A 24,804-nucleotide genomic window follows, 5' to 3' on the forward strand; every position below is an offset into this window, starting at 1 on the left:
CAAATAGTTTGAAGCGTCGAGCCTACAAAAGTACTATAAACAACTACAAAAAAAACATTTTTGTTTGATTTTTAAATATTTTGAACAAAATTTCTGCTTTTGTTACCTTTACACCAACATGAAAGAGCTGCTGTATCTCAACAAATATTTTATCAAATATAAATGGAGGATAATTCCGGGGTTAATCTTCGTAATTATATCTAACATGTTCCAGGTTGTTCCGGCCAAAGTAGTGGCTCATGCTTTCAATTTAATTACAGCTAACATCAGCATATACAGGCTCTTCAATGGCTTTAATCAACAAAGTCTGGCTTACGATATTTTTGGTTACGGTCTCCTGTTCTTTGCATTGCTTATTCTGCTTCTATATCTGTTAAGAGGTTTATTTCTTTTTTTTATGCGACAAACCATCATACTGATGTCACGTCACATAGAATTTGACATGAAAAATGAGATTTATGCACATTACCAGAAATTAAGTTTAGGTTTTTACCGCAGAAATAACACGGGCGATTTAATGAACCGCGCCACTGAGGATGTAAACCGGGTACGTATGTATGTAGGACCTGCCATTATGTACACAACCAATACCATCGTACTCTTTATCACAGCTTTGACCTTTATGTTTCTGGTAAACGCAAAACTGGCTTTTTATGCGGTTTTACCTTTGCCTGTTTTAACACTGATCATTTATAATGTTAACACATCTATAAACCGGAAAAGTGAAAGCATACAGCAACAACTTTCAAAGCTGTCGTCTTTTGTGCAGGAAAGATTTTCGGGCATACGTGTAATTAAGGCGTATGTAAGAGAATTTTATGCACAACAGGTTTTTGCCGTAGAAAGCAATACTTATAAGCACAGTGCTATGGGTTTGGTAAAAGTGCAGGCATTGTTTTTTCCGGCTATGCTGTTGCTGGTAGGTATCAGTACCATTATTACCGTTTTTATTGGCGGTAAACAGGTTATAGAAGGCACCATAACACCTGGTAATATTGCAGAGTTTATTATCTACATTAACCTGCTTACTTTCCCGGTTACGATGCTGGGCTGGGTAACCACGCTAATCCAAAGAGCCGCAGCATCGCAAAAGCGGATCAACGAATTTTTACACCTCGAACCCGAAATCAAATCGGGTACTCAAACCATACAACCGTTTAAAGGAGGTATCAGATTTAATCACGTTAGTTTTACTTATGCTGATACGGGCATCAAAGCGCTATCAGATGTAAATTTTGAAATAGAACCAGGAAAATTTCTAGCCATTATCGGTAAAACAGGATCAGGAAAATCGACCATTGCCAACTTGCTGATGCGGATGTACGATGTTGAGCAGGGCAGCATTGAAATTGACGGATCAGATGTAAGAAGTCTGGATTTAAGTGCTTACCGTAATGAGCTTGGCTTTGTACCGCAGGAAGTATTTCTATTCTCTGATACCATTAAGAACAATATTGCTTTTGGTCTGGATCAGGTTTCTTTTAACCAGGTTGAAAACGCAGCCAAAAACGCAGCCGTTTACCACAACATCATGTACTTGAAAGAGAAGTTTGATACTTTACTGGGCGAGAGGGGTATTACGCTGTCTGGCGGACAAAAACAACGGGTTTCTATAGCCAGAGCATTGGTTAAGGAACCGAAAATACTTATTCTAGATGACTGCCTCTCGGCCGTAGATACCAAAACTGAAGAAGAAATTTTAGGCAATCTGGGCAGGATAATGCAAAACAAAACCTGTGTGGTAATTGCCCACCGTATATCTACCATTAAAAATGCAGACAAGATCATTGTCCTTGATAATGGGCACATTGTGGAACAGGGTACACACATAGAACTACTTACCAATAATAAGGTATATGCAGAAATTTACCGAAATCAACTTTTAGAAGAAGAACAATAATTTTTTTAAGAATGCGATTTTACTTTACATTCTTTTTGAACTTTGAAAATTAATATTTTATATTTACCCCAACCAAAAACCAAATACTACACACATTACAATGGGAGATTACGACAACAAAGAGAGAGAAGAAGTTTTTTCAAAGAAAGTAAGAGCAGGTAAACGCACTTATTTTTTTGATGTAAAAGCAACACGTTCGGGCGATTATTACCTTACGTTAACTGAGAGCAAAAAGAGATTAGAGGATGGTGTTTTTGTAAAGCATAAAATTTTCTTGTACAAAGAAGATTTCGAAAAGTTTACAGAAGGTTTAACAGAAACTGTTGAATATATCAAATCTCATCAGGATGTAGTTGAAAAACGCTATGAATACTCTGAAAACGGAGAATTCAATTCAAGATCTGAAGCTGACGATTTTACTTTTTAATAAAACTTCATAAAAAATCCCGGAAAAATTTTCCGGGATTTTTTTTATTTCAAGCTGGCTATTTGCGCCTTCACATAATCTATAAGAGATACAATATCTTTTCTAAGTGGTTGCATAGTCATGATTTTCTGAAAATCATTAATAGATTTATTCAGCAAGGCCACACAATTGGTTTTATCAACCGCCTTTTTAATCTTATACGATTTAAAAATGCCATAATCTTTGTAAGCTATGCCTCGATTTTGCAAGATCTGAATATCTTCTTCACCATTAATTTCCATCGCCTTGGTAAAATCTTTAATGGCATTTGCATAAAGGTTATCACGGGTCTGGCTCATATCCTCTTTAGAAGCGTTGGCTATATTTAAATACGCTTTGCCCCTGTAGTAATAGGCAGAATAATCGTCCGTTTTCAAGGCTACAAGGCGGGTATAAGTACCCACCGCATTCTCATAATCAGCACATTGAAAATAAGAATAGCCTAACATTTTTAACACGTTAATATTAGATGGGTCATTACTGTCTGCTTTTTCTAATTGTACAACAGCAGTTTTAAAGTCTCCTTTCATCCAGGCCTGAGCACCAAGCTTCTCAAAATTACTTTGCGCAAAACTATTCGCAGCTAAACATACAATGGCGCCTAGCAATAAACTTTTTTTAACTTTTACCATTTAAGGGTTCTTTTATCTAAATATATAAAAAATCTTTGCAAAGAAAGTGCAAAATACATCTTTTACGATAATCTTTGCTTCTTTTAACGTAAAAAAGTGTTAAATATGATAGACATATTCTTTTTTTTAATACTGACTTTTTTACAGTACCAACAGCTTCTATATGCTTTGGCACAAGAGTTGAATTTTAGAAAATTGTAACAAAAAATAATTTAGTCAATCATAAACTGCCACATTGGCGTTTAATCATATATATAAAATTTAATGAGCAAACAAGATCCTTTCGATTTTAGCAACGCATTACCGATCATAAGTGAAGACACTGAGTTTTTTCCGCTCATGTCGCAGCAGGACGAAGAAGATATGAATAACGAGGAAACTCCTGAAATACTTTCTATCCTCCCGCTCAGAAACACCGTTTTATTTCCAGGTGTTGTAATTCCTATTACGGTAGGCAGAGATAAATCCATTAAACTGATCAAAGAAGCCTACAAAGGCGATAAAGTTATAGGAGTAGTTTCTCAAAAAGATGTTTCTATAGAAGATCCTACTTTTGATCAACTTAACACAGTGGGTACAATAGCGCAAATTATTAAAATGCTGCAAATGCCCGATGGCAATACTACTGTAATCATACAAGGAAAACAACGCTTTCAATTGGTACAGGAAGTTCAATCTGAACCTTTCTTTAAAGCCATTGTGGCCAAGTTTACCGAAACCAAGCATAGAGAAGACAAAGAATTTAAAACACTGGTGGCTTCCATCCGTGAAATGTCAACGCAGATCATACAGCTTTCGCCTAACATTCCAAGCGAGGCAGCCATTGCATTGAAAAACATTGAAAGCACTTCTTTCCTGATCAACTTCATTTCGTCAAATATGAATGCCGATGTTGAAGAGAAGCAGAAAATGCTCGAAATGAACAATTTGCGCAAACGTGCCGAGATGATCATGGATCTGCTTACCACCGAGCTGCAAATGCTCGAGTTAAAAAATCAGATCCAATCTAAAGTAAGAACCGATTTAGACAAGCAACAACGTGATTATTTCCTAAATCAGCAGTTAAAAACCATTCAGGAAGAATTAGGCGGCAACTCTATAGACCTGGAATTTGAAGCATTAAAAACACGCGCCAAAAAGAAAAAATGGGCTAAAGAAACTGCAGAGCACTTTGACAAAGAACTTGAGAAATTAGGCAGGATGAACCCTCAGGCACCTGATTATTCTATACAGATGAATTACCTGGAGCTGTTGTTGGATTTACCTTGGAACAACTTTACCAAAGATAATTTTGACCTTAAACGTGCACAACGCACTTTAGATAAAGACCATTTCGGGCTCGAGAAAGTTAAGCAACGTATCATAGAATATTTAGCGGTTTTAAAGCTTAAAAAAGACATGAAAGCGCCTATTTTATGTTTGGTGGGCCCTCCCGGAGTAGGAAAAACCTCTTTAGGAAGATCTATAGCCAAAGCGCTTAACCGCAGATATGTACGTATGGCATTGGGCGGCGTAAGAGATGAAGCCGAAATACGCGGACATCGCAAAACCTATATTGGCGCTATGCCGGGACGTATTATACAGTCTATTAAAAAAGCCGGAGCTGCAAACCCTGTTTTTGTATTGGATGAGATCGATAAAGTTGGTTCCGATTTTAGAGGCGATCCTTCTTCTGCCCTGCTTGAGGTATTAGATCCAGAACAAAATCACGAATTCAATGATCACTATGTAGAAACTAATTTCGATTTGTCTAACGTATTGTTCATTGCTACTGCAAATACATTAAGCACCATACAGCCTGCATTGTTAGACCGTATGGAAATTATAGAAGTAAACGGCTATACCATAGAGGAGAAAATAGAAATTGCCAAAAAATACCTTTTACCCAAACAGCGTGAGGCGCATGGTTTGGCAAGCAAAGACATTACACTTAAAAACAGTGTGATTGAAAAGGTAATTGAAGATTATACCAGAGAAAGTGGTGTACGGGGTTTAGAAAAGAAAATTGGTAGTTTGGTGAGAGGAACAGCCACCAAAATAGCTATGGAAGAAACGCATGACATCAGCTTAAATGATGCAGATGTTGAACGTATTTTAGGTGCCCCTATTTTTGATAAAGATCTGTATGAAGGCAATGAAGTTGCAGGCGTAGTAACTGGTCTGGCCTGGACACAGGTTGGAGGCGATATTTTATTTATAGAAGCAAGCTTAAGCCCAGGTAAAGGTAAGCTGACCTTAACTGGTAATTTAGGTGAGGTAATGAAAGAATCAGCAGTAATTGCACTGGCTTATTTAAGGGCACATTCTGCTAAGTTCAACATTGATCACAGATTATTTGATCATTTTGATGTGCATATACACGTTCCGGCAGGTGCCACACCTAAAGATGGACCATCGGCCGGGATAACCATGTTAACAGCGCTTACTTCTGCTTTTACACAACGTAAAGTAAAATCAAATTTAGCTATGACCGGCGAAATCACTTTACGTGGCAAAGTTTTGCCTGTTGGCGGTATCAAAGAGAAAATCCTTGCTGCTAAAAGAGCGAACATCAAAGAAGTTATTCTATGCAAATCAAATAGAAAAGATATTCTCGAGATCAAAGAAGACTACATTAAAGACCTTAAATTTCACTATGTTAGCGAAATGAAAGAAGTAATAGATGTAGCTTTAACCAAAGACAAAGTTAAAGACCCTATTGATCTGAGTATAAAATCTGATAAAGTTGATTAAGCGATCTGCTCCAAATAAAATAATATACTGTGCTTTGCTGCTAGTGGGTTTAACCATCCGAAGCAAAGCACAGGAATACAAGAATGAATTCGGCTTTAAAAGCGATAATGATTCTTACTTATGGTACGGACAGGACAGGTATTATACCAATGGATTGTTCATTAATTTCAGAAGAGCAATTAACCAGCAAAAATTAGGTAACAAGCTCGAAAAGCTGACTTATGAAATTACTGCTGCCCAAAAAATGTACAACCCTATTTCGGGTTACAGCCCGCAGAAAGACCGTCAGGATCGTCCATTTGCAGCTTATTTATACGGAGCTGTAAATGTAAATCTTCTTTATAAAAATGAGAGTGTTTTAAAAACTGGTTTAGAAATAGGCACTGTAGGTCCAGGTGCGTTGGGTGAAGATGCACAGAAACTGCTCCATAAAATTGTAGGTTTTTATGAAGTAGAGGGCTGGGAATACCAGATCAGAAACTCTACTGCAATCAATCTTACAGCACAATATACACATTTGCTGCACCGCAGCGAAGATCAGAAAACAGATTTCAGCTTTGAAGGTTATGGTAATTTAGGTACAACTTTTAGCGGAGCAGGTGCAGGTATTTTGTTTAGAGCAGGAGCTATAAATCAATTGTTTAACAGTGCCTACACAAACACAGTTATAAGCCATAACAGCAAAACGCCTAAGCTGGTAAGAAATGAATTTTTCTTTTATGCAAAGCCGCAACTGAACTATATAGCTTATGATGCTACCATTGAAGGCAGTATGTTCAATCATAACAGTCCTGTAACTTTTGGCGTAAAACCATGGGTATTTGCACAACAGATTGGTTTTAATTACAGCACCCCACGTTTTACTTTAGATTATCATCTTATTTTTAAATCAAGAGAAATTAAAAGTACAGCCAAACCACACCAGTACGGTAGTATATCTATGTACTATAGATTTAATTAATGACTAAAAGACAGGGAAAGATAAAAGCTGAAAGCAAAAAAACTATTAACAAGCGAATATTAATGAAAAACGAAAGTTTCACGTCTCATCTCTAAATACTAACATTTAACTACTGAGGCTGGAAATAGGAAAGTCTGAAGACCTAGGTTGAAAGCCGAGCACGATATCAATCCCAATTTGGCTTTTTTCTACCTTCCTTCTTTTGGGCAAGTAACGCTTTATTAACCAAACGTTTTTCTTTAACCGCTTTGGGTATTTTAGTTGCTTTCCTCTCCTTCTGCACCTTCAAGCCAGATTTAAGCAGGTCGTTCAGTTTTAATATTGCACGTTGTTTATTCAGCAACTGACTTCTGTCTTCCTGCGATACAATATGTAATATACCTTCACTGTCTAATCTTGAGGCCAATGTTTCTTTCAAACGATTTTTTTCTTCATCAGTAAAAAAGCCAGCCTCATCAATATTAAAAAGCAATTCTACCTTACTCGAAACTTTATTTACATTTTGCCCACCCTTACCTCCACTACGCGAAGTTTTAAAGGTCACTACTTTTTTAATCTCATCTATTAATGGTAACATGAATCTATCTCTCTAAAATTTGGATGGTGTAAATTATGTTTTTTAACAATAAAACAAAACATTGTGTTTACAAAAAGCTTAACAACAGTTTATTGAAAATTTTTTAAAAATCATTTTGAAAATTGTCTTTATCCTGAAGTTTTAGGCGTAGCTTTTAAAGTCTTTTTTTACCTTTGCTTTTGTAATGAGAAAAAATTTGGTTGTCGCCATTGATGGCTATTCATCATGCGGAAAAAGCACCTTAGCAAAGGCTTTAGCTAAGAAATTAGGTTTTATTTACATAGATAGTGGAGCCATGTACAGGGCCGTAACACTTTATTTTCTCAGAAACCAGATTGACATCAACAATATAGAAGCCGTTAAACAGGCTTTAGAAAAAATAGAACTCAATTTCCACTCACGCGATTACCAGTCGCATATTTTACTGAACGGCGAAGAAGTATCGGAAGAAATCAGACTGATGTACGTATCTGAAGCAGTAAGTCCGGTATCTGCCATCAAGGCGGTAAGACACGACATGGTGAAACAGCAACAACGCATGGGCAAATCCAAAAACATTGTAATGGATGGGCGTGATATTGGCACTGCTGTTTTTCCAGATGCTCAGGTAAAATTCTTTATGACTGCCGACCCTAAGGTAAGAGCCGAAAGACGTTTCAAAGAATTGCAATCTAAAGGCGATACCCAAACTACGCTTGAAGATGTTTTTGAAAATCTGGCACACCGCGATTATGCAGATACCACAAGAGCAGAAAGTCCGTTAACCCGTGCAGAAGATGCAATTGTACTGGATAACACCAATCTTACCGAAGAAGAGCAGCTAAAGTTTGCTTTAGACAGAGTAGAACCTCTGTTAAAAAACCTTGCTTAGTTGTATTTCTTTAACAGCCTTTTTCTATCTTTAATACATGATAAAGAAAAAAAGGCTCGCTTTAATACTAGGTGTACTTTTTGCATATAATGTAACTGCATTTGCACAAAAAGGCTGGATCAATCTCTTCAATGGTAAAGACCTTAAAGATTGGAACATCAAAATTAGCAAGCACGCCTATAACGAAAATTTTGGCAATACTTTTTATGTTGAGGATGGTATTTTAAAAGTAAAATACGATTCTTACGATACCTTTAACCAGCAATACGGCCATATTTTCTATAAAAAACCATTTTCAAACTATCTCATCAGAGTAGAATATCGCTTTGTAGGCGAGCAGGCTAAAGGTGGCGAAGGTTGGGCTTTACGCAACAGTGGCGTAATGTTACATTGTCAGGATCCGGCAACTATGCTTAAAGATCAGGATTTTCCCATTTCAATAGAAGGACAATTATTAGGCGGTAACGGCAAAGACGAAAGACCAACCGGAAATGTTTGTACACCAGGTACCACCATAGAAATCAAAGACAAATTATTTACACCTCATTGCCTTAATAGCAGTTCTAAAACCTATCATGGCGAACAATGGGTTACTGCAGAATTTCTGGTTTTAGGTGATTCTATCATCAAACACATTGTTAATGGCGATACCGTACTTACTTATACCCATCCAAAAATTGGTGGGGGTAATGTAAGCAATTACGATCCTGCTGTTAAACAAGATGGGAAAGCCCTTACCGGCGGTTACATTTCTTTACAAAGCGAAAGCCACCCGGTACAATTCAGGGTAGTAAAATTATTTGACCTGCAACCTTATGTAAATGATCAGAAGAAATTAGAAAAGGTTTTGGCAAAACTCAGAGCAGAAAAATAAAGTTACTTATATGAAAATTTCTCCCATAATTGAGGTTGCCGAGCTCTTGAAACAATATAAAATGCCAGATCTGGTTTTAGTTGATGCCAGTAATGGTAAAAATGCCAGGTCCAATTATGAGAATGCGCATTTAGAAGGTGCAATATTTGTTGACCTCGATTCTAATTTAGCAGCCATTAAAAGCGATCCGGCCGATGGTGGAAGGCATCCTTTACCTGATATTAAAGACTTTGCAAAAACTTTAGCTAATATGGGTATTTCAAAGCAGAGCCATGTGGTAATTTATGATGATAAAAATGGCTCGAATGCTGCTGCTAGATTTTGGTGGATGCTAAAGGCTGTTGGTCATGAAAAAACTCAGGTGCTGAATGGAGGTTTGAATGAAGCTAAAAGAAATCATTTTCCTTTAAGTTCAAAAGCTGAACCAGTAAAAACTATAATGGAACCCTATCCTGTTGAGAACTGGAAATTACCCATTGCTCAAATGGATGAAGTAGAAGCTGTTTCAACAGACCCTGATCATCTTATAATTGATGTAAGAGATGCCCAACGTTATGCCGGAATTACCGAGCCCATTGATTTGATTGCTGGTCATATTCCAGGTGCAACCAATATTCCTTTTACAGAAAATTTAGATGGCAACGGACTGTTTTTAAATCCTGAAGAGTTAAAAACGAAGTATGAGCAAAAATTCAACCATATCAATCCCAAAAACATCATTGTACACTGTGGTTCGGGCGTAACTGCATGTCATACCCTACTGGCAATTGCCTATGCAGGGCTGCATATACCTAAACTTTATGTGGGTTCATGGAGCGAATGGAGCAGAAATCACAAAAAGATAGTAACAAGTAAATTAATATAAAACCAAACACGACAAACTATTTTAACAAAATGACAATAAGAACCTTTTGGACAATCTTCATAAAAATTTTAGGTATATGGCTAATATTAGGAAGTATAACTGTTATACCTCAGTTTCTTTCTGTATTCTACTATACGTACTCAAATAATAACACTATTCAGGATATTGCATTAACTATAGTTTTGCTATTATTAACCATTTCCGTTTACATTCTCATACTTAGACTTCTTGTTTTTAAAACAGACTGGATCATTGATAAATTACGACTTGACAAAGGTTTCAATGAAGAGGAGATTAATCTGAATATTCAACTTCAAACCATTTTACGTATAGCTATTATTGTTATTGGCGGAATAATGTGTATTGATAGCCTTCCTCAGTTATGTCAGCAGATCTTTGTGTTTTTCCAGCAGAAAAATGTATTTGGAGAAAGCCCTAGCTCTGGCTGGATCATTTTTCATTTTATAAAGGGTTTAATAGGATATCTATTAATGACAAATAGCAGATCTATTGTTGCCTTTATTGATAAACAATCTACAAAGCAAAATTGAAAGTGACTTCATTGAACAACAGCATTTAACCATATCCAACTATAAAAACTTAAACAATGATTGGAATTATACTTGAACTCCTGATCTCATGGTTGATACTTTGGTTCATAGAGAAAAAACAACTTTCTGTTTTAGGCTTCAAACCAACCAAAAGCAGATTGATAAATTTAGGGATCGGTTTTTTATTTGCGGCTTCAGTTTGTAGCATTTATCATTTAATGTCAACCGCATTTATAGATAACAAATGGATTTTGAACCCACAATTGAATGCACAAATGTTAAGATCTGGTTTATGGTTTACGTTCAAATCTGTATTATTTGAAGAACTCATTTTCAGAGGCGCATTATTATACATTGCCATAGAAAAAATAGGTATCAAAAAAGGCTGTATTCTTTCGGCAGTTCTTTTTGGCATTTACCATTGGTTCTCTTACAATGCTTTTGGTAATCCTGTACAGATGCTCATCATTTTCTTTATGACAGCCATCTTTGGATTAATGCTGGCCTTTGCTTTTGCAAAAACCAAATCACTTTATTTACCTATAGGGCTACATTTTGGCTGGAACCTATTAAACATTGTAGTTTTTTCTAATGGACCTTTGGGTCAGCAAATCCTTACAAAAGCAAACCCTAACCGACTTGAAGGAATTTTATCGCTATTGGTATTTTTATTCCAGATATTCGCCCTGCCTCTTTTAACATTTTTATATTTTAAATACTTATCTAAAAAGCAAAAAATAGCACTTTCAAACTAAAAAATAAATAAAGCAAATACACTGAGTAACAAAGCCCTGTTTTCTACATCTCAATATTAAAACCAAGTATGACAAACAAGAGAAGTATATCCAGAATAGCAGGGGTTCTTTATCTGGTGGTAGTGGTAACAGGCATGTTCAGTCTGGCCTATGTGCCTAAACAATTGTTTATTTGGGATAATCCTGCCCAGACATTTAACAACATTCTTACGCATGAAAGTTTATTTAGGCTAAGCATTGCATCTAGTGTGCTGTGTTATATTGCCTTTATCTTTTTACCCATTGCATTATACCATCTTTTAAAGTCTGTAAATCAATTTTATGCGCAGATCATGGTGCTTTTAGTAATGATCAGCATTCCCATCTCTTTTAGCAATCTACAAAATAAATATGCTGTTCTTTCTTTAATTGAAACACTCAAACAACCCGGAGCAATAACAGGAGAGATTCACAAACAGACTATGCTCTATCTTAACCAATATGATCATGGTATTTTTGTTGTAACAATTTTCTGGGGTTTATGGCTTTTACCTTTTGGATATTTAGTTTATAAGTCAACATTTCTGCCTAAATTTTTGGGCATTCTATTAATGCTGGGTGGTTTAGGCTATCTGATCAATTATTTTGGAAATACCTTATCAGGTAATTATAGAGAAATCGGCGTATCGCAATATTTAAGTTTATTACCGGCAATAGGAGAAATCGGAACTTGTTTATGGCTACTTTTTATAGGGGCAAGAGAAAAATTAACCGAGCCCAGCCAATCAAATTAAATTAAATTTATTTAAAAAACCATCCTTAATCCAATTTACGTTCTTTTTACATCCAAACTTTTTAGCTTTGTTAAAAACAAAAGATCATGGAAAAAAGAATGGATATCTCAAAACTTGAACCAGAAGCCTATAAACAAATGCTGGGTTTAGAAAACTACCTGCAAAATTCTCAGCTTTCTAAAACACATCTGGAACTGATCAAGATCAGGGCATCACAAATTAATGGTTGTGCTTTTTGTATCAATATGCATACTACTGATGCTTTAAAGCAAGGCGAAACAGCCCAGCGTATTTTTCTGCTCAATGCCTGGAGAGAAACAACTTTATTTAGCGAAGAAGAAAGAACCATTTTGGCCATGACAGAAGAAATCACTTTGATTTACCAAAAGGGATTATCAGATGAAACTTATAAACAGGCTGAGAAGTATTTTGATGCAAACTACATTGCACAAATTATCATGGCAATAGTAACCATAAACGGTTGGAACCGCATTGCAATTAGTTCACGTACACCTGTATAATAAGCTTATAACTGTCGTTACTTTTATAATAGCATTGTAATTCCATTTTTAACAAACGATGAAATTCAAAAATGATTGTTTAAGCAAAGAAAACATGGAAAAAGTAAATCTTGAAGAGAAATTTGCTCTGTTTAACGAATACTGGACACCTAAAATTGTTGGTGAACTTAACGGTCAACATGTAAAACTTGCTAAGCTCAAAGGTGAGTTTGTATGGCATAAACATGATAATGAAGATGAACTGTTTTTCGTTGTAAAAGGAAGTTTCAAAATGGAATACCGTGATAGAACAGTTATAATAAACGAAAATGAATTTGTCATTGTTCCAAAAGGTATTGAACATAGGCCCGTTGCAGAAAAAGAGGTATTTATCATGCTTTTTGAGCCAGCTTCAACATTGAATACGGGCAATACAGAAAGCAAGCTTACAAAACACATTTTAGATAAGATATAAGCTATGCGGGCATATATTTCGGTCAGTTTCAGCAAAAGAAAATCAATGGATGCTGAGATTACAACAATTGTACATACTTTAAATAAATTTGACATCGCGTCTATTGTATTTGTTGATCAGTACCAATTTTATCCTCATCAAGAACAACAAATGATGTTACAGGCCATGTCAGATATTAACGGTTGTGATCTGCTTATAGCAGAAACATCAGACAAAGGCATTGGCATTGGAATAGAAGTTGGCTATGCAAAAGCAAAGGGCAAACCAATTATCTATATGCGCAAAGCGGATGCTGAACATTCTACAACCGTTTCAGGAATTGCCGATTTCAGGATCATTTACACAGATACGGGAGATTTAGAAAAGCAGCTTGCCCAAACCGTAAACATGCTGAAAGCTTAGCTTTGATTACGCTCTTTGTTATAGGCAATTTATCATAAGAGAATAGTATCTTTATATTAAACAGACTATAATTTAAATGGATAAATACCAAGAAACTTTTGATACCTGGAATAAGGTAGCTACATTATATCAGGATAAGTTCATGGATTTAGACCTCTATAATGAATCTTACAACTTTATTTGCAATTCTATCGGCGCTAAAAACGCCAAGTTATTAGAAATAGGTTGCGGTCCCGGCAATATTACAAAGTACCTTTTAGCTAAACGGCCTGATTTTGATATTTTGGGGATTGATATTGCACCAAATATGGTTCAGCTTGCCAAACAGAACAACCCTGCAGCAAATTTTGCAGTAATGGACAGTAGACAGATCAGCAAACTTGAAAATACATATGATGGCATCATCTGTGGCTTTTGTTTACCCTATCTATCACATACTGATGTAATTAAACTCATTGCAGATTCTTATAATTTGTTAAACAGCAATGGACTGTTGTATTTAAGTTTCGTTGAAGGCCATCCCAACAGATCGGGTTATCAAACAAGTAGCAGTGGTAACAGAATCTATTTTTATTTTCATGATTTAACCGAACTAACCCAGCAATTAACGGTTCATAAATTTCAGGATATACAAGTATTCAATGTAAAATTTAAAAAATCAGAAACCGAAACAGAGACACATACCATTCTGACTGCAACAAGATCATAAAATCATTTCATATGAACAGTATTAATCTATGAACATTTTATCATGAAAACCAACAAAATAATTTACCTCACATTTTTAATTATGGCATGCAACTCTTCAAATCCAGAATCTAATAAAGAAGAACTAACTACACAAACAATAACCTCTCGAGTCTCTGTTGATGTAGATACACCACCACCTATTTTACAATCAAATTTTAAAAATATTCATGACTGGCTAAACGATATCTGCAGCCATGACCAACCTAAAGTCGAAATTTCAAAATTTGAAATCGGACTTATTGAAGGAGAGGATCTTAAAGGGAACAAGGAATATATGCTTCATTTAATAGGTACAAATACCTACAATAAAGCTAATCATTCAGAAATACGTAATGATTTCATTCCAAAAAACGCCTATTTCAAGCTCCCTAAAGAGTTTGCTCAAAACTTATCCCATAATCAAATTTTAGACAAGATTATTGCAGAATTAAAAGACTTCACCAAATCAAATACCTTTGAGCAATCGTTCTTGACAAACGCAAAAGAAATTAAATTTAGCAGAACAAATCAAATCATTTGGTCTAAGTAAGTATATAAAAATGCGCCTATCTTAAGTACACCAAACTATATTTGAAGATATCACAAAAATGAATAAAATACTGACCACTTTTTTTTTTAATCCTTTTTACAAATTCAATTTTTGCGCAAACCAATAAAACCAGGCCATTTATAATTGGTCAAATTGATGAAATCCAGTCAAAAGAACTCAATGAAAAAAGAATATTGAACATTTATTTGCCGGAAGGATACAACCCGCAAGACACCGTAAAATACCCTGTTATCTATTTATTAGACGGCTCTGCTGATGAAGATTTTATCCATATTGCTGGTCTTGTTCAATTCAATAGTTTTGAATGGGTTAATTATATTCCAAAATCAATTGTAGTTGGCATTGCTACGGTTGATAGAAGAAGAGATTTTACTTTTCCAACCACTATAGAAGCAGATAAAAAAGCATATCCTACTACAGGACATTCCAATAGCTTTATAGCATTTATTGAAAAAGAGCTGCAACCCTATATCCAGTCAAAATATCGCACAAATCAAACAAAAACCATTATCGGGCAGTCTTTAGGTGGGTTATTAGTAACAGAAATCTTATTTAACAAACCTAAGTTATTTAATAAATACATCATCATTAGCCCGAGTTTATGGTGGGATAATGGTTCTTTGCTCAATCAATCCATTGCTAACTTTGAGCGTACAGATATTTATATTGCCGTAGGTAAAGAAGGGTTAACACCTACTGCTGTTCCACGGGTAATGGAAGTAGATGCCAATGTGCTTGCAGATAAAATCAAAAACCTTAACAGAAAAAATGTGACCGTACATTTTGATTATTTACCTTTAGAAAACCATGCAACGATCATGCATCAGGCTGTTTCCAATGCATTTAGGCACATATATCTTAAACCACAAATCGAGTAAAAGAAAATGAAAAGAGTTGTTTCTATCGATATTGTAAGGGGAATTGTAATGATCATCATGGCTTTAGACCATGTAAGGGATTTAATGCACATCAATTCAATTACAGAAAGCCCAACCAATCTGCTAACTACTACACCTGCATTATTTTTTACACGTTGGATTACTTATCTGTGTGCCCCGGTTTTTGTTTTTCTGGCAGGTACATCGGTATATCTTTCGCTAAAAGAAAAAACAATTTCTATCCTCAGAAAAACCCTCATCACAAGAGGCTTATGGTTAATTGTATTAGAATTTACCATTGTAAATTTTGCCATATTCTTTGATATCGGTTTTCACTCCATTCTTTTTGAAGTGATTGCTACCATAGGTATCGGTTTCATTATTTTAGGCTTGATGTTAAAGTTATCTCCACGTCAAATAGGAATCTTAGGACTGATTATTATTTTCTTTCATAACCTTACCCCACTTATTCCATTCACAGAAACTTCTCCTTTCAAAAGTATTTTAACACCTCTTTTTAACCTAACTATCATTCCTCTTCTTTCAGGAAAAGCATTTATCATAGCCTACCCACCTATTCCATGGCTAGGCATAATGCTAATTGGTTTTGCCAGTGGTAAATTATTTGAACTTTCTGCAGAAAAAAGAAAAAAGGTTTTTACACAGTTGGGATTAGGAGCCTTAATTCTATTCGTAATTGTTCGTTTTATTAATCTATATGGTGATTCTTTACAGTGGTCGCAACAAAAAAATGGATGGTTTACCTTCTTATCTTTTATGAATGTAAGCAAATACCCACCATCGCTGGTATTCTGTTTATCTACATTAGGCATTATGTTTTTGCTACTGGCTTTTGCCGAGCAGTTTACCAACAAAGTAAAAAGTATTGCGGCTGTGTATGGACAGGTACCTTTATTTTATTTTATCGTACATTTTTATTTTATCCATTTACTCGCCATCTTAATGTTGTTATTACAAGGTTTTAATTTTTCACAAATGGAATTTGCAACAGGTACTTTTGGCAGACCAAGAGCTTTGCAAAGTGGCCTACCATTATGGGCGATCTATATTGTTTGGATCAGTGTGGTTGTCATACTTTATAAACCCTGTTTGTGGTACGCACAATATAAAGCTGCGAACAAGCATAAGCAATGGTGGCTAAGTTATTTATGAGAAACGAATTCATAAACTATTACCATGTATCCCTACCATAATAAAATTAAGCAAAGAATAGCAAATAATGAATTGGTTCGTTATGAATACGTAGAACGCTATAAGAACATATCGCCCTGTTTATTGCTGCATTTTAATACCGAACCTAAAGTGAGGCCTATAAGAGCACATCGGTTTGAAGAGTATGAACAGCTATTTAAGGAATTGGCAAAAAACAGCTAACTCATTTATTTATAAATAAAAACAACTCTTTATTCATCAGTCTTTTGCTTTATAAATTTGAAGCAAGCTTGTATTCTACATAATTCTGCCTATACCAAATTACCTCTTATGCGAGAATGTTGTATAAAAAACAAATAGCCAAAAGTAACCCACTAAATATCAGCCATATTTATTTCAAAAATCTTTTGCTTTATTAAAATTATCCGTACCTTTGCGGTCCCTAAACAGGGAAAAAGGAGATAATTAATTAATGGCTAAAAAACAAGTAGCAGAAAAAGAACTAGAGGCTAAAAAAGCCGAACTACAAGGTGCAGACGCCCGTTTGAACCAAAAAGAAACTATTGAATCAGAAGCTGATTCAGTATCGATCGAACAGATCAAATCACAATTGGCAACTCCAGATCAAGATTTTGACTGGGATGCTGACGAAAAAGTATTTGGTAACTACAATGAAGAAGACCGTAAAAAGTTTGAAGCAATGTATTCAGATACTTTCAATCAAATCACTCAAGGTGAGATCATTTCTGGTACAGTAGTATCAATCAACAACAAAGACGTAGTATTAAACGTTGGTTTTAAATCAGACGGTTTAGTATCTGCTTCAGAGTTCCGTGATCTTCCTGATTTGAAAATTGGCGATAAAGTTGACGTGTTTGTAGAAGCACCTGAAGATGCTAATGGCCAGTTAATTCTATCTCGTAAGAGAGCTAAAACTCAACGTTCTTGGGAAACCATCAACGAAGCCCTTGACAATGACACGATCATCAACGGTTACGTTAAATCACGTACTAAAGGTGGTCTTATCGTTGACATTATGGGTGTTGAGGCATTCTTACCAGGTTCTCAGATTGACATTAAACCAATCCGCGATTACGACATTTACGTAGGTAAAACTATGGAATTCAAAGTGGTTAAAATTAACCATGAGTTCAAAAACGTTGTAGTTTCTCATAAAGTATTAATTGAAGACGATCTAGAAAGCCAAAAAGTAGAGATCGTTTCTAAATTAGAAAAAGGTCAGGTACTTGAAGGTACAGTTAAAAACATCACTGATTTTGGTGTATTCATCGATCTTGGTGGCGTAGATGGTTTATTACACATCACTGATATCTCTTGGGGCCGCATAGACCACCCTAAAGAAGTATTAGCATTAGATCAGAAAATCAACGTTGTTGTTTTAGATTTTGATGATGAGAAAAAACGTATCGCTTTAGGTTTAAAACAATTAACTTCTCACCCTTGGGAGAACTTAGATTCAGCTATCCAAGTTGGTTCTAAAGTAAAAGGAAAAATCGTAACTGTTGCAGATTACGGTGCATTCTTAGAAATCATTCCAGGTGTTGAAGGTTTAATCCACGTTTCAGAAATGAGCTGGTCACAAAACTTACGTTCTCCACAAGAGTTCTTAAAAGTTGGTGACGAAATCGAAGCTGAAGTATTAACTTTAGACCGCGATGAGCGCAAAATGAGCTTGGGTATTAAACAACTAACTCAAGATCCATGGCAAAATGTTGCTGAGAGATATCCAGTTGGAAGCAAACACAAAGCAGTTGTTAAAAACATGACTAACTTTGGTGTGTTTGTTGAAATTGAAGAAGGAATTGACGGATTAATCCACATTTCTGATCTTTCTTGGAGCAAAAAAATCAATCACCCTAACGAGTTTACCAAAGTTGGTGATACATTAGATGTTGTAGTTCTAGAACTTGATGTTGAGAACCGCAAATTATCTTTAGGTCACAAACAACTAGAGGAAAACCCTTGGGATACTTTCGAAACAATCTTCACTTTAGATTCAATTCACCAAGGTACAGTAATTAAAGTAACTGATAAAGGCGCTGTAATTGCATTACCATACGGAGTTGAAGGTTTTGTACCAACAAAACACATGGCTAAAGAAGACGGTTCTGTATTAAAAGCAGAAGAAGTTGCTGATTTCAAAATCATCGAGTTTAACAAAGATGCTAAACGTATCGTAGTTTCACACGCTCGTATTTGGGAAGAAGCTAAAGCTGAAGCCGTAGCTGAAGAAAAAGCAGCTAAGAAAAAAGAAGCTAAAGCAGCTAACTCAGCAGTTAAAAAAGTGAAAGATTCAGTAGAGAAATCAACATTAGGTGATCTTGATGTATTGGCTCAATTGAAATCTCAAATGGAAGGTGAAGAGAAAAAAGCTAAAGGCTAATTCTTTAACCAACCCATAAATATTAAATCCCGATAACTTTCGCTATCGGGATTTTTTGTTTATCATTCCAAGGGAAACATAACGACGAGGAATCTCTGTTCATTTTTTAAGACCTTAGTTTAGCTAATAATTAAAATCAATTCCTTAATTCTTGGGCTATCCTTGTCCTGCCTTAAACATAGTATCCTCATTTCGCTGTCATTAATTAGGGTTCTAGTGTCTGTCTGAGCTTGTCGAAGACTAATTTTCACAGTTGAAAAGTAAAAATATTTATCCTTCGACAGGGCTCTGGGTGACAATATTTTTTTACTTTTCTTATTAATTTAATGACACTAATTATGGTCTCTTGTGGGCTATTCTTTCAATCAGGTTTATTAATATGCGCAACAAGATATTTCCGCAAATACCTGCAAATTCCATTAAAAAAACTCACAAAAAATACTAATTTTGAATATGAAGAAATTAGTATTGACCGGATTAATGTTGGCCAGTGTATTATTGTCGATAGCACAAATAAACATTATCCCTAAGCCCGTTTATTTAAAAGAAGAAGCTCAGCAAAAAGGTTTTACCATTAATAATCAAACAAGAATTGTTATTGAAAGCGATTCTTTAAAAAATGCAGCCGTTTTCTTTAATGATTATTTACAAAAATATCTTCAATTTAAGCTTACCATTACCAACGTTAAACCCGAAACCAATTATATTTCTTTAACAGTTAACACTAAGGTAAGCGAATTTGACAATGCCTATATTCTGAGTACCTCATCAAAGAACATTTCTATTACCGGAACTTCTAAACCCGGAGTTTTTTATGGCATTCAAACCCTAATTCAATTATTGCCTACCGAAAAAAAGAACGAACTTAATATACCTTCAGTTACTATAACCGATTATCCTCGTTTCAGCTATCGCGGTATGCACTTAGATGTAAGCCGTCATTTTTTTGATGTAGCTTTTGTAAAGCAATACATTGATTACCTTGCACTACATAAAATGAACTATTTTCATTGGCATTTAACTGATGATCATGGCTGGAGAATTGAAATCAAGAAATACCCAAAACTTACTGAGGTTGGAGCCTGGAGAAATGGTAGTATTATAGGACTTTGGCCAGGAAAAGGCAATGAAAATATTAAGTATCAGGTTTTACCTGATGACGTAAAAATTACGCCAAAAGATGCAGTGATCAAGACTGATGGCATTCGCCATGGTGGATTCTACACCCAAGACGAGATCAGAGAGGTAATCAAATATGCCGCCGATAGATACATCACCATTATTCCTGAAATTGAGATGCCGGCACATAGCATGGCAGCTTTGGCAGCTTATCCAGAGCTTGGAACCGAACCAAATAAAAAATATCAGGTAGCCGAAACCTGGGGCATGATGAACAAGTACAATAATGTACTTCAACCTACCGAAAAAACATTTTCTTTCTTAGAAGATGTGCTTACGGAAGTCATGAATCTATTCCCTTCACAATACATCCATATTGGTGGCGATGAAGCTTCTAAAATATGGTGGAGACAATCTGCAGAAACACAGAAAATCATGAAGGAGAAAGGCATCAAAGACGAAGTTGCTCTGCAAAGTTATTTCATCCATCGTATCGAGAAATTTGTGAACAACAAAGGCAAGACTATTATTGGTTGGGACGAAATTTTAGATGGAGGATTAGCTCCTAATGCAGTGGTAATGAGCTGGCGTGGAGAAAAAGGTGGTATTGCCGCAGCAAAAGTAAAACAAAAGGTAATTATGAGTCCCGAAGAAAAATTATACCTCAACCATAAGCAATTTATGAAAGAGGATAGTTTAGCAGCGAATAAATTCTTGCCACTTGAAACGGTTTATAACTACGAACCAATTCCAGCAGAACTTAATGCAGAACAGGCAAAATATATTTGGGGCGCACAGGGCAATTTATGGTCTGAGTACATTGCCAATCCTGCAAAAGTAGAATATATGATTTTTCCGCGTATCGATGCCTTAAGTGAGATGCAATGGTCGCCCAAAGAACAAAAAAACTATCCAGAATTTTTAAACAGGCTAAAAACGCAATTTAAACGCTATGATCTGATGGGAATTACTTATAGCAAACGATATTTAGATCCTGCTTATACAGGAAAATAAATTTATTGTTTAAGGTAAAAATTTATGTTTGAGTTCCGGTGCAGGTATTAAACAGTGGTCTGCTTTACCAAACCATTTGTACCTGTTCCGGGCAATGTAATTATATATTGGGTTTCTTATAAATGCAGGTATAATTATAAATCCGTACAACAAAGACCAAAAACCATTTAAACGCTTTACTATTCTCAGTGCTGCATCAGACTGTCGGTACAAGCGACCGTTCTCCCATAAAATAATGCTCTGATTTGTTCCATTACTCAAACCAAGATCAGCAAGCATACCTTTAGCGGTTTCGCCCTGCAAAGAAGCAAAACTGAAACAATCTTTACGGTCTCTTTTTATAATAAACTGTACCGATCGGTTACATAGGTTACATTCCCCGTCAAAGAAAACCACTAGCTTTTTTTCAGGAAACCGCACTTCGTTCATTCTTTTATTTTTAACTTGCAATGACAGGCAACAACTGATATCCACTATAAAATTACGCAAATTGCGATACTGAACTAAAATGGAGAACAAATATATTTTCGTAAACGATCAGTTTATTCTTCATACCGAAGCCAAATTACACGTATCAGATCTAAGTATTCAAAGAGGTTACGGCATATTTGATTTTTTGAAAACCATTGATTTTCATCCTGTATTTATAGATGATTATTTAGATCGTTTTTACCGCTCTGCAAAAGAAATGAATTTGGAACCTCCTTATGAACGTAACGAGCTTAAATCCTTAGTCAGGCAATTGATAGAAAAGAATAATATTGCCAATTCGGGTATTAAACTGATACTAACGGGTGGGTTTTCTGAAGATGGTTTTACCATCACTACCAAGCCCAATTTTATGATGGTGCAAAGTCCTTTAAATATCGGAAATGAGAGCTTTGAAAAAGGACTTAAACTGATTACCAACAATTTTCAACGACAGGTACCTTCTGTTAAAACCATAGATTATCTGCAAGCGATAAAAACATGGCCGCAGGTTATTGGTCATCATGCTGATGATATTTTATACCATAAAGACGGAGCAGTTAGAGAATGTCCACGTGCCAACATTTTTATGGTAAAAGGCAAGGAAGTTTTCACACCTAAAACCGATATTCTGCGAGGCATTACACGGAGCAAAGTGCTATCCTTAGAAACAGCTCATCTAAACATTACAGAAAGAGATTTTTCTCTGGAAGAACTGCAAACCGCAGATGAGGTTTTTATTACAGTTACCACCAAAAACATATGTCCTGTTTTACAAATTGACGGAAAACCTGTTAATGAAGGAAATATAGGTGAGATTACCCGCAGCTTAAGTGTACTGTTGCAGCAACTCATCAACAAAGACATCGATAGTAAAAACGGTTTTTAATATTCGATCTTTCTGAAAATTAAATAAAAAAGCTTACAAAAGATGCGTTTACACCTATTCTTGTAAGCTTTCATGTTTTAAAAATTTAACTATTAGTCTAAGCTTTAACCTCTTTCAGCACTTTTCTCTTTTTAATATACAAAGCTATAAATGACAGTACAAAACCTATAACCATTATAAGCAATAGCTTATGGATATATGGATAAGTCAGATCTACAGGTCCGTTTTCTATGATCAATATCCTGAATATGGGTAAGAAATGGGTTAAAGGTATGATACTCGCAATATCCTGTATCCATACCGGCATCTGACTTAAAGGCCAGGTAAAACCCGATAAGATAAAGCTGGGAGTTGCAATTACCATCAATACCTCTGTAGCCTTTAATTGGTTTGGCAGTAAAATACTGACCAGCACCCCAATAAAACATACCGAAACCACAAATAAACCAGCTATCAAGGTTAAGGTACCCAGGTTTTCATAAAACGGGATTTTAAACCACCAGGTAAAGAACCAGTACAACAACCATATACCAAAACTCATGATAAGATAAGGTATAATTTTAACCATCAGCAATTTAAACGTTGATGATGATTTATAAACAAGCTCTTTGAAGGTATTATTCTCAAATTCTGCCGCAAAAGACAAAGCTAAACCTAACATAAGTACCTGTTGCAATACCGTGGCAAGAATACCCGGCCACAAGAAATACATGTAATTGGTTGAGCGGTTGTTTTTCTTAATGAAAGTTGTTTTAAAAGGCTCATACTGGCTCATCAGTAAATTTTCGGGCACACCCTGTTTGCGCAATGTTTCTAATTGTACGCCTACTTTCAACGTACCTAAAACAACTTGTATGGCCGTTGATGCGTAATTGGCCGTTAAAACATTTGCCGTATTTACAATGGTGGTAATTTCAGGGTATTTCTTAGTTAAAACCTGTTTTTCAAAACCCTCAGGTATAATAACCACACTGGCAGCATCCTTCTCAATCATCAATCTAGAAAGGTTATTTTCGTCAAATTGAAGCACAGCAATAGATAATACTTCATTATCTCCCATCATTTCAATGGCTCTCTTGCTCAACTTACTCTGATCATGATCTACCACAATAATAGGTAAATGTGTTACCTTTCCTTTGTTATATACATAGCCTAAAAGTACACCATACATAATGGGTGCTCCTATAAACAGGATACGTAAAACGCTGTTATTCCAGAACATCGCGAATTCACGCTTAAGCAATTCAAAAAATGTTTTCATTACTTTTTGTTTATGGTAACCGTAGATTTCGAGAACAACTCACTGGCTTCGGCTATATTTTTAGGTTCTACCGTAATCTCATATAATGCATCCTGCATATTATAATCAGGATATGCTGTTGCAATATTGGCATAAGCCCCTATCTGCTTAACATTTCTGATGGTTCCTTCTATTTTTTTATTATCCTGATAAGGAATAGTAACCTCAATCTGCTCACCTTTTTTATACTGTTCTATTTTACTTTCGGGCACGGTAAACCTGAAATAAGTACTCGATTTAAGCGATCCCGTAAATAAGGTATAACCAGGCAGTGCCAACTCTCCTACTTTTAGAGTAATGCTTTCTAAGGTCATATCTTGCGGAGCAATAATATAGCGTTCTTTTTCTGCTGTCTGCACCTCCTGTAAAGCACCTAAGGCGCGGTCTTTCTGTCCCAATGCCATGGTTTGCTGTTCTATTCTCACCCCATTTTTAACATCAGCTATCTCTGCTTCAACAGCGGTGTACTGCGCCAATGCACCCTGATATTTCGCATAAACTTCATCATATTGTTGTTGCGGCACCAAAGAATCGCTCACCATAGCCTGTATGCGGCTTAAAGATTTCTTGGCAAAATCATATTGTTCTTTCAACGCATTTCTTTTCGCATCCAATTGTTTCAGCTGGTTGGCAGTAGCTCCGCGTACGCTCATGGCATATTGCGCATCGGCTGATTTTACAGCGCCCTGAGCCTGTGCTTTCTTAGCATCAACCTCGGGGATATCCAAAATAGCTAGAGTATCACCTTTCTTCACCTGATCACCCTCATTAAAATTAATTTTAAGAATACGGCCGGGTACTTTACTTACCACAGCTATTTCTTCACGCTCAACCTTTCCCTGTATCAGGCTGTTAGCCGTATCTTTTCTATTGCATGCTGTAAATGCAATTAAACTGATGAGTAGTAATGAATATTTTTTCATG

The 24,804-nt window shown here is 35.7% G+C and carries 26 protein-coding genes; 21 read left to right on the plus strand and 5 right to left on the minus strand.

All coding sequences use genetic code 11. The features are described 5' to 3' along the window. Positions 1-118 precede the first annotated feature (118 nt). Together MMF97_RS14350 and MMF97_RS14355 are read left to right on the plus strand one after the other, a co-directional pair. A complete protein-coding gene (locus tag MMF97_RS14350) occupies positions 119-1,900 on the plus strand; it encodes an ABC transporter ATP-binding protein (protein WP_243363242.1) in 1,782 nt (593 codons plus the stop codon). A 100-nt stretch (positions 1,901-2,000) separates the two neighbouring features. Continuing rightward, positions 2,001-2,327, plus strand: coding sequence for a DUF3276 family protein (locus MMF97_RS14355; protein WP_243363243.1), 327 nt, complete (start codon positions 2,001-2,003; stop codon positions 2,325-2,327). Positions 2,328-2,371: 44 nt separating this feature from the next. On the opposite strand, the gene MMF97_RS14360 is transcribed toward MMF97_RS14355, so the two are convergent. Continuing rightward, the gene (locus MMF97_RS14360; protein WP_243363244.1) at positions 2,372-2,998 is read right to left on the minus strand and encodes a tetratricopeptide repeat protein; all 627 of its coding nucleotides are present in this window, start codon (positions 2,996-2,998) and stop codon (positions 2,372-2,374) included. A gap of 264 nt (positions 2,999-3,262) precedes the next feature. Between MMF97_RS14360 and lon the strand changes: the two genes are divergently transcribed. Both lon and MMF97_RS14370 read left to right on the plus strand, forming a co-directional pair. Then, the gene (gene lon / locus MMF97_RS14365; RefSeq protein ID WP_243363245.1) at positions 3,263-5,731 is read left to right on the plus strand and encodes an endopeptidase La; all 2,469 of its coding nucleotides are present in this window, start codon (positions 3,263-3,265) and stop codon (positions 5,729-5,731) included. Positions 5,732-5,774: 43 nt separating this feature from the next. Next, positions 5,775-6,692 carry a lipid A deacylase LpxR family protein gene (locus MMF97_RS14370; RefSeq protein ID WP_243363246.1) on the plus strand — a complete coding sequence of 306 codons (918 nt, stop codon included), beginning with the start codon at positions 5,775-5,777 and terminating at the stop codon, positions 6,690-6,692. Between the two features lie 166 nt (positions 6,693-6,858). Here MMF97_RS14370 and arfB read toward each other — a convergent pair whose 3' ends face one another. Beyond that, positions 6,859-7,269, minus strand: a complete 411-nt coding sequence (gene arfB / locus MMF97_RS14375) for an alternative ribosome rescue aminoacyl-tRNA hydrolase ArfB (RefSeq protein WP_243363247.1) — start codon at positions 7,267-7,269, stop codon at positions 6,859-6,861. Between the two features lie 184 nt (positions 7,270-7,453). Here arfB and cmk point away from each other — a divergent pair, with 184 nt between their 5' ends. The 16 genes from cmk to MMF97_RS14455 all read left to right on the plus strand — a co-directional run bounded on the left by cmk (position 7,454) and on the right by MMF97_RS14455 (position 21,223). After that, positions 7,454-8,140: a (d)CMP kinase gene (gene cmk, locus MMF97_RS14380; protein ID WP_243363249.1), complete on the plus strand. Its 687-nt coding sequence runs from the start codon at positions 7,454-7,456 to the stop codon at positions 8,138-8,140. Between the two features lie 37 nt (positions 8,141-8,177). After that, on the plus strand, positions 8,178-9,014 hold the full coding sequence (locus tag MMF97_RS14385) for a 3-keto-disaccharide hydrolase (protein ID WP_243363250.1): 837 nt from the start codon (positions 8,178-8,180) through the stop codon (positions 9,012-9,014). 10 nt (positions 9,015-9,024) lie between these two features. Continuing rightward, the gene (locus tag MMF97_RS14390) at positions 9,025-9,879 is read left to right on the plus strand and encodes a sulfurtransferase (protein ID WP_243363252.1); all 855 of its coding nucleotides are present in this window, start codon (positions 9,025-9,027) and stop codon (positions 9,877-9,879) included. 29 nt (positions 9,880-9,908) lie between these two features. Then, positions 9,909-10,430, plus strand: coding sequence for a hypothetical protein (locus MMF97_RS14395; RefSeq protein ID WP_243363253.1), 522 nt, complete (start codon positions 9,909-9,911; stop codon positions 10,428-10,430). A 56-nt stretch (positions 10,431-10,486) separates the two neighbouring features. Beyond that, positions 10,487-11,185, plus strand: coding sequence for a CPBP family intramembrane glutamic endopeptidase (locus MMF97_RS14400; protein WP_243363254.1), 699 nt, complete (start codon positions 10,487-10,489; stop codon positions 11,183-11,185). A gap of 68 nt (positions 11,186-11,253) precedes the next feature. After that, positions 11,254-11,958: a DUF4386 domain-containing protein gene (locus tag MMF97_RS14405; RefSeq protein WP_243363255.1), complete on the plus strand. Its 705-nt coding sequence runs from the start codon at positions 11,254-11,256 to the stop codon at positions 11,956-11,958. Positions 11,959-12,044: 86 nt separating this feature from the next. After that, on the plus strand, positions 12,045-12,479 hold the full coding sequence (locus MMF97_RS14410) for a carboxymuconolactone decarboxylase family protein (protein ID WP_243363256.1): 435 nt from the start codon (positions 12,045-12,047) through the stop codon (positions 12,477-12,479). A gap of 94 nt (positions 12,480-12,573) precedes the next feature. Next, a complete protein-coding gene (locus tag MMF97_RS14415) occupies positions 12,574-12,933 on the plus strand; it encodes a cupin domain-containing protein (RefSeq protein WP_243363257.1) in 360 nt (119 codons plus the stop codon). A gap of 3 nt (positions 12,934-12,936) precedes the next feature. After that, a complete protein-coding gene (locus MMF97_RS14420) occupies positions 12,937-13,335 on the plus strand; it encodes a nucleoside 2-deoxyribosyltransferase (RefSeq protein WP_243363258.1) in 399 nt (132 codons plus the stop codon). Positions 13,336-13,411: 76 nt separating this feature from the next. Further along, positions 13,412-14,044, plus strand: a complete 633-nt coding sequence (locus MMF97_RS14425) for a class I SAM-dependent methyltransferase (protein WP_243363259.1) — start codon at positions 13,412-13,414, stop codon at positions 14,042-14,044. Positions 14,045-14,086: 42 nt separating this feature from the next. Further along, entirely contained in the window at positions 14,087-14,614 is a 528-nt protein-coding gene (locus tag MMF97_RS14430; protein ID WP_243363260.1) for a hypothetical protein, read from the plus strand. A gap of 143 nt (positions 14,615-14,757) precedes the next feature. After that, positions 14,758-15,513: an alpha/beta hydrolase gene (locus MMF97_RS14435; RefSeq protein WP_394801177.1), complete on the plus strand. Its 756-nt coding sequence runs from the start codon at positions 14,758-14,760 to the stop codon at positions 15,511-15,513. 6 nt (positions 15,514-15,519) lie between these two features. Beyond that, a complete protein-coding gene (locus tag MMF97_RS14440) occupies positions 15,520-16,686 on the plus strand; it encodes a DUF1624 domain-containing protein (protein ID WP_243363262.1) in 1,167 nt (388 codons plus the stop codon). 24 nt (positions 16,687-16,710) lie between these two features. Then, positions 16,711-16,908: a hypothetical protein gene (locus MMF97_RS14445; RefSeq protein WP_243363263.1), complete on the plus strand. Its 198-nt coding sequence runs from the start codon at positions 16,711-16,713 to the stop codon at positions 16,906-16,908. Between the two features lie 250 nt (positions 16,909-17,158). Further along, positions 17,159-19,090 (plus strand): 30S ribosomal protein S1, encoded by a 1,932-nt coding sequence (gene rpsA / locus MMF97_RS14450; RefSeq protein ID WP_243363264.1) that lies wholly within the window; start codon positions 17,159-17,161, stop codon positions 19,088-19,090. A 453-nt stretch (positions 19,091-19,543) separates the two neighbouring features. Then, entirely contained in the window at positions 19,544-21,223 is a 1,680-nt protein-coding gene (locus tag MMF97_RS14455) for a beta-N-acetylhexosaminidase (RefSeq protein WP_243363265.1), read from the plus strand. A gap of 9 nt (positions 21,224-21,232) precedes the next feature. Here MMF97_RS14455 and MMF97_RS14460 read toward each other — a convergent pair whose 3' ends face one another. Beyond that, positions 21,233-21,652 carry a thiol-disulfide oxidoreductase DCC family protein gene (locus MMF97_RS14460; RefSeq protein ID WP_243363266.1) on the minus strand — a complete coding sequence of 140 codons (420 nt, stop codon included), beginning with the start codon at positions 21,650-21,652 and terminating at the stop codon, positions 21,233-21,235. Between the two features lie 79 nt (positions 21,653-21,731). On the opposite strand from MMF97_RS14460, the gene MMF97_RS14465 reads away from it, so the two are divergent. Beyond that, positions 21,732-22,580 (plus strand): aminotransferase class IV, encoded by an 849-nt coding sequence (locus tag MMF97_RS14465; protein WP_243363267.1) that lies wholly within the window; start codon positions 21,732-21,734, stop codon positions 22,578-22,580. Between the two features lie 97 nt (positions 22,581-22,677). Here MMF97_RS14465 and MMF97_RS14470 read toward each other — a convergent pair whose 3' ends face one another. Then, the gene (locus MMF97_RS14470) at positions 22,678-23,841 is read right to left on the minus strand and encodes an ABC transporter permease (protein WP_243363268.1); all 1,164 of its coding nucleotides are present in this window, start codon (positions 23,839-23,841) and stop codon (positions 22,678-22,680) included. Beyond that, complete coding sequence (locus MMF97_RS14475) at positions 23,841-24,803, minus strand: HlyD family secretion protein (RefSeq protein ID WP_243363269.1); 963 nt, start codon at positions 24,801-24,803, stop codon at positions 23,841-23,843. The genes MMF97_RS14470 and MMF97_RS14475 overlap by 1 nt, the downstream gene beginning before the upstream one ends. Position 24,804 lies beyond the last annotated feature (1 nt).

Origin of the sequence: Pedobacter montanisoli (assembly GCF_022809115.1) — a bacterium.
In the GTDB taxonomy this organism is placed as follows: Bacteria; Bacteroidota; Bacteroidia; order Sphingobacteriales; family Sphingobacteriaceae; genus Pedobacter; species Pedobacter montanisoli.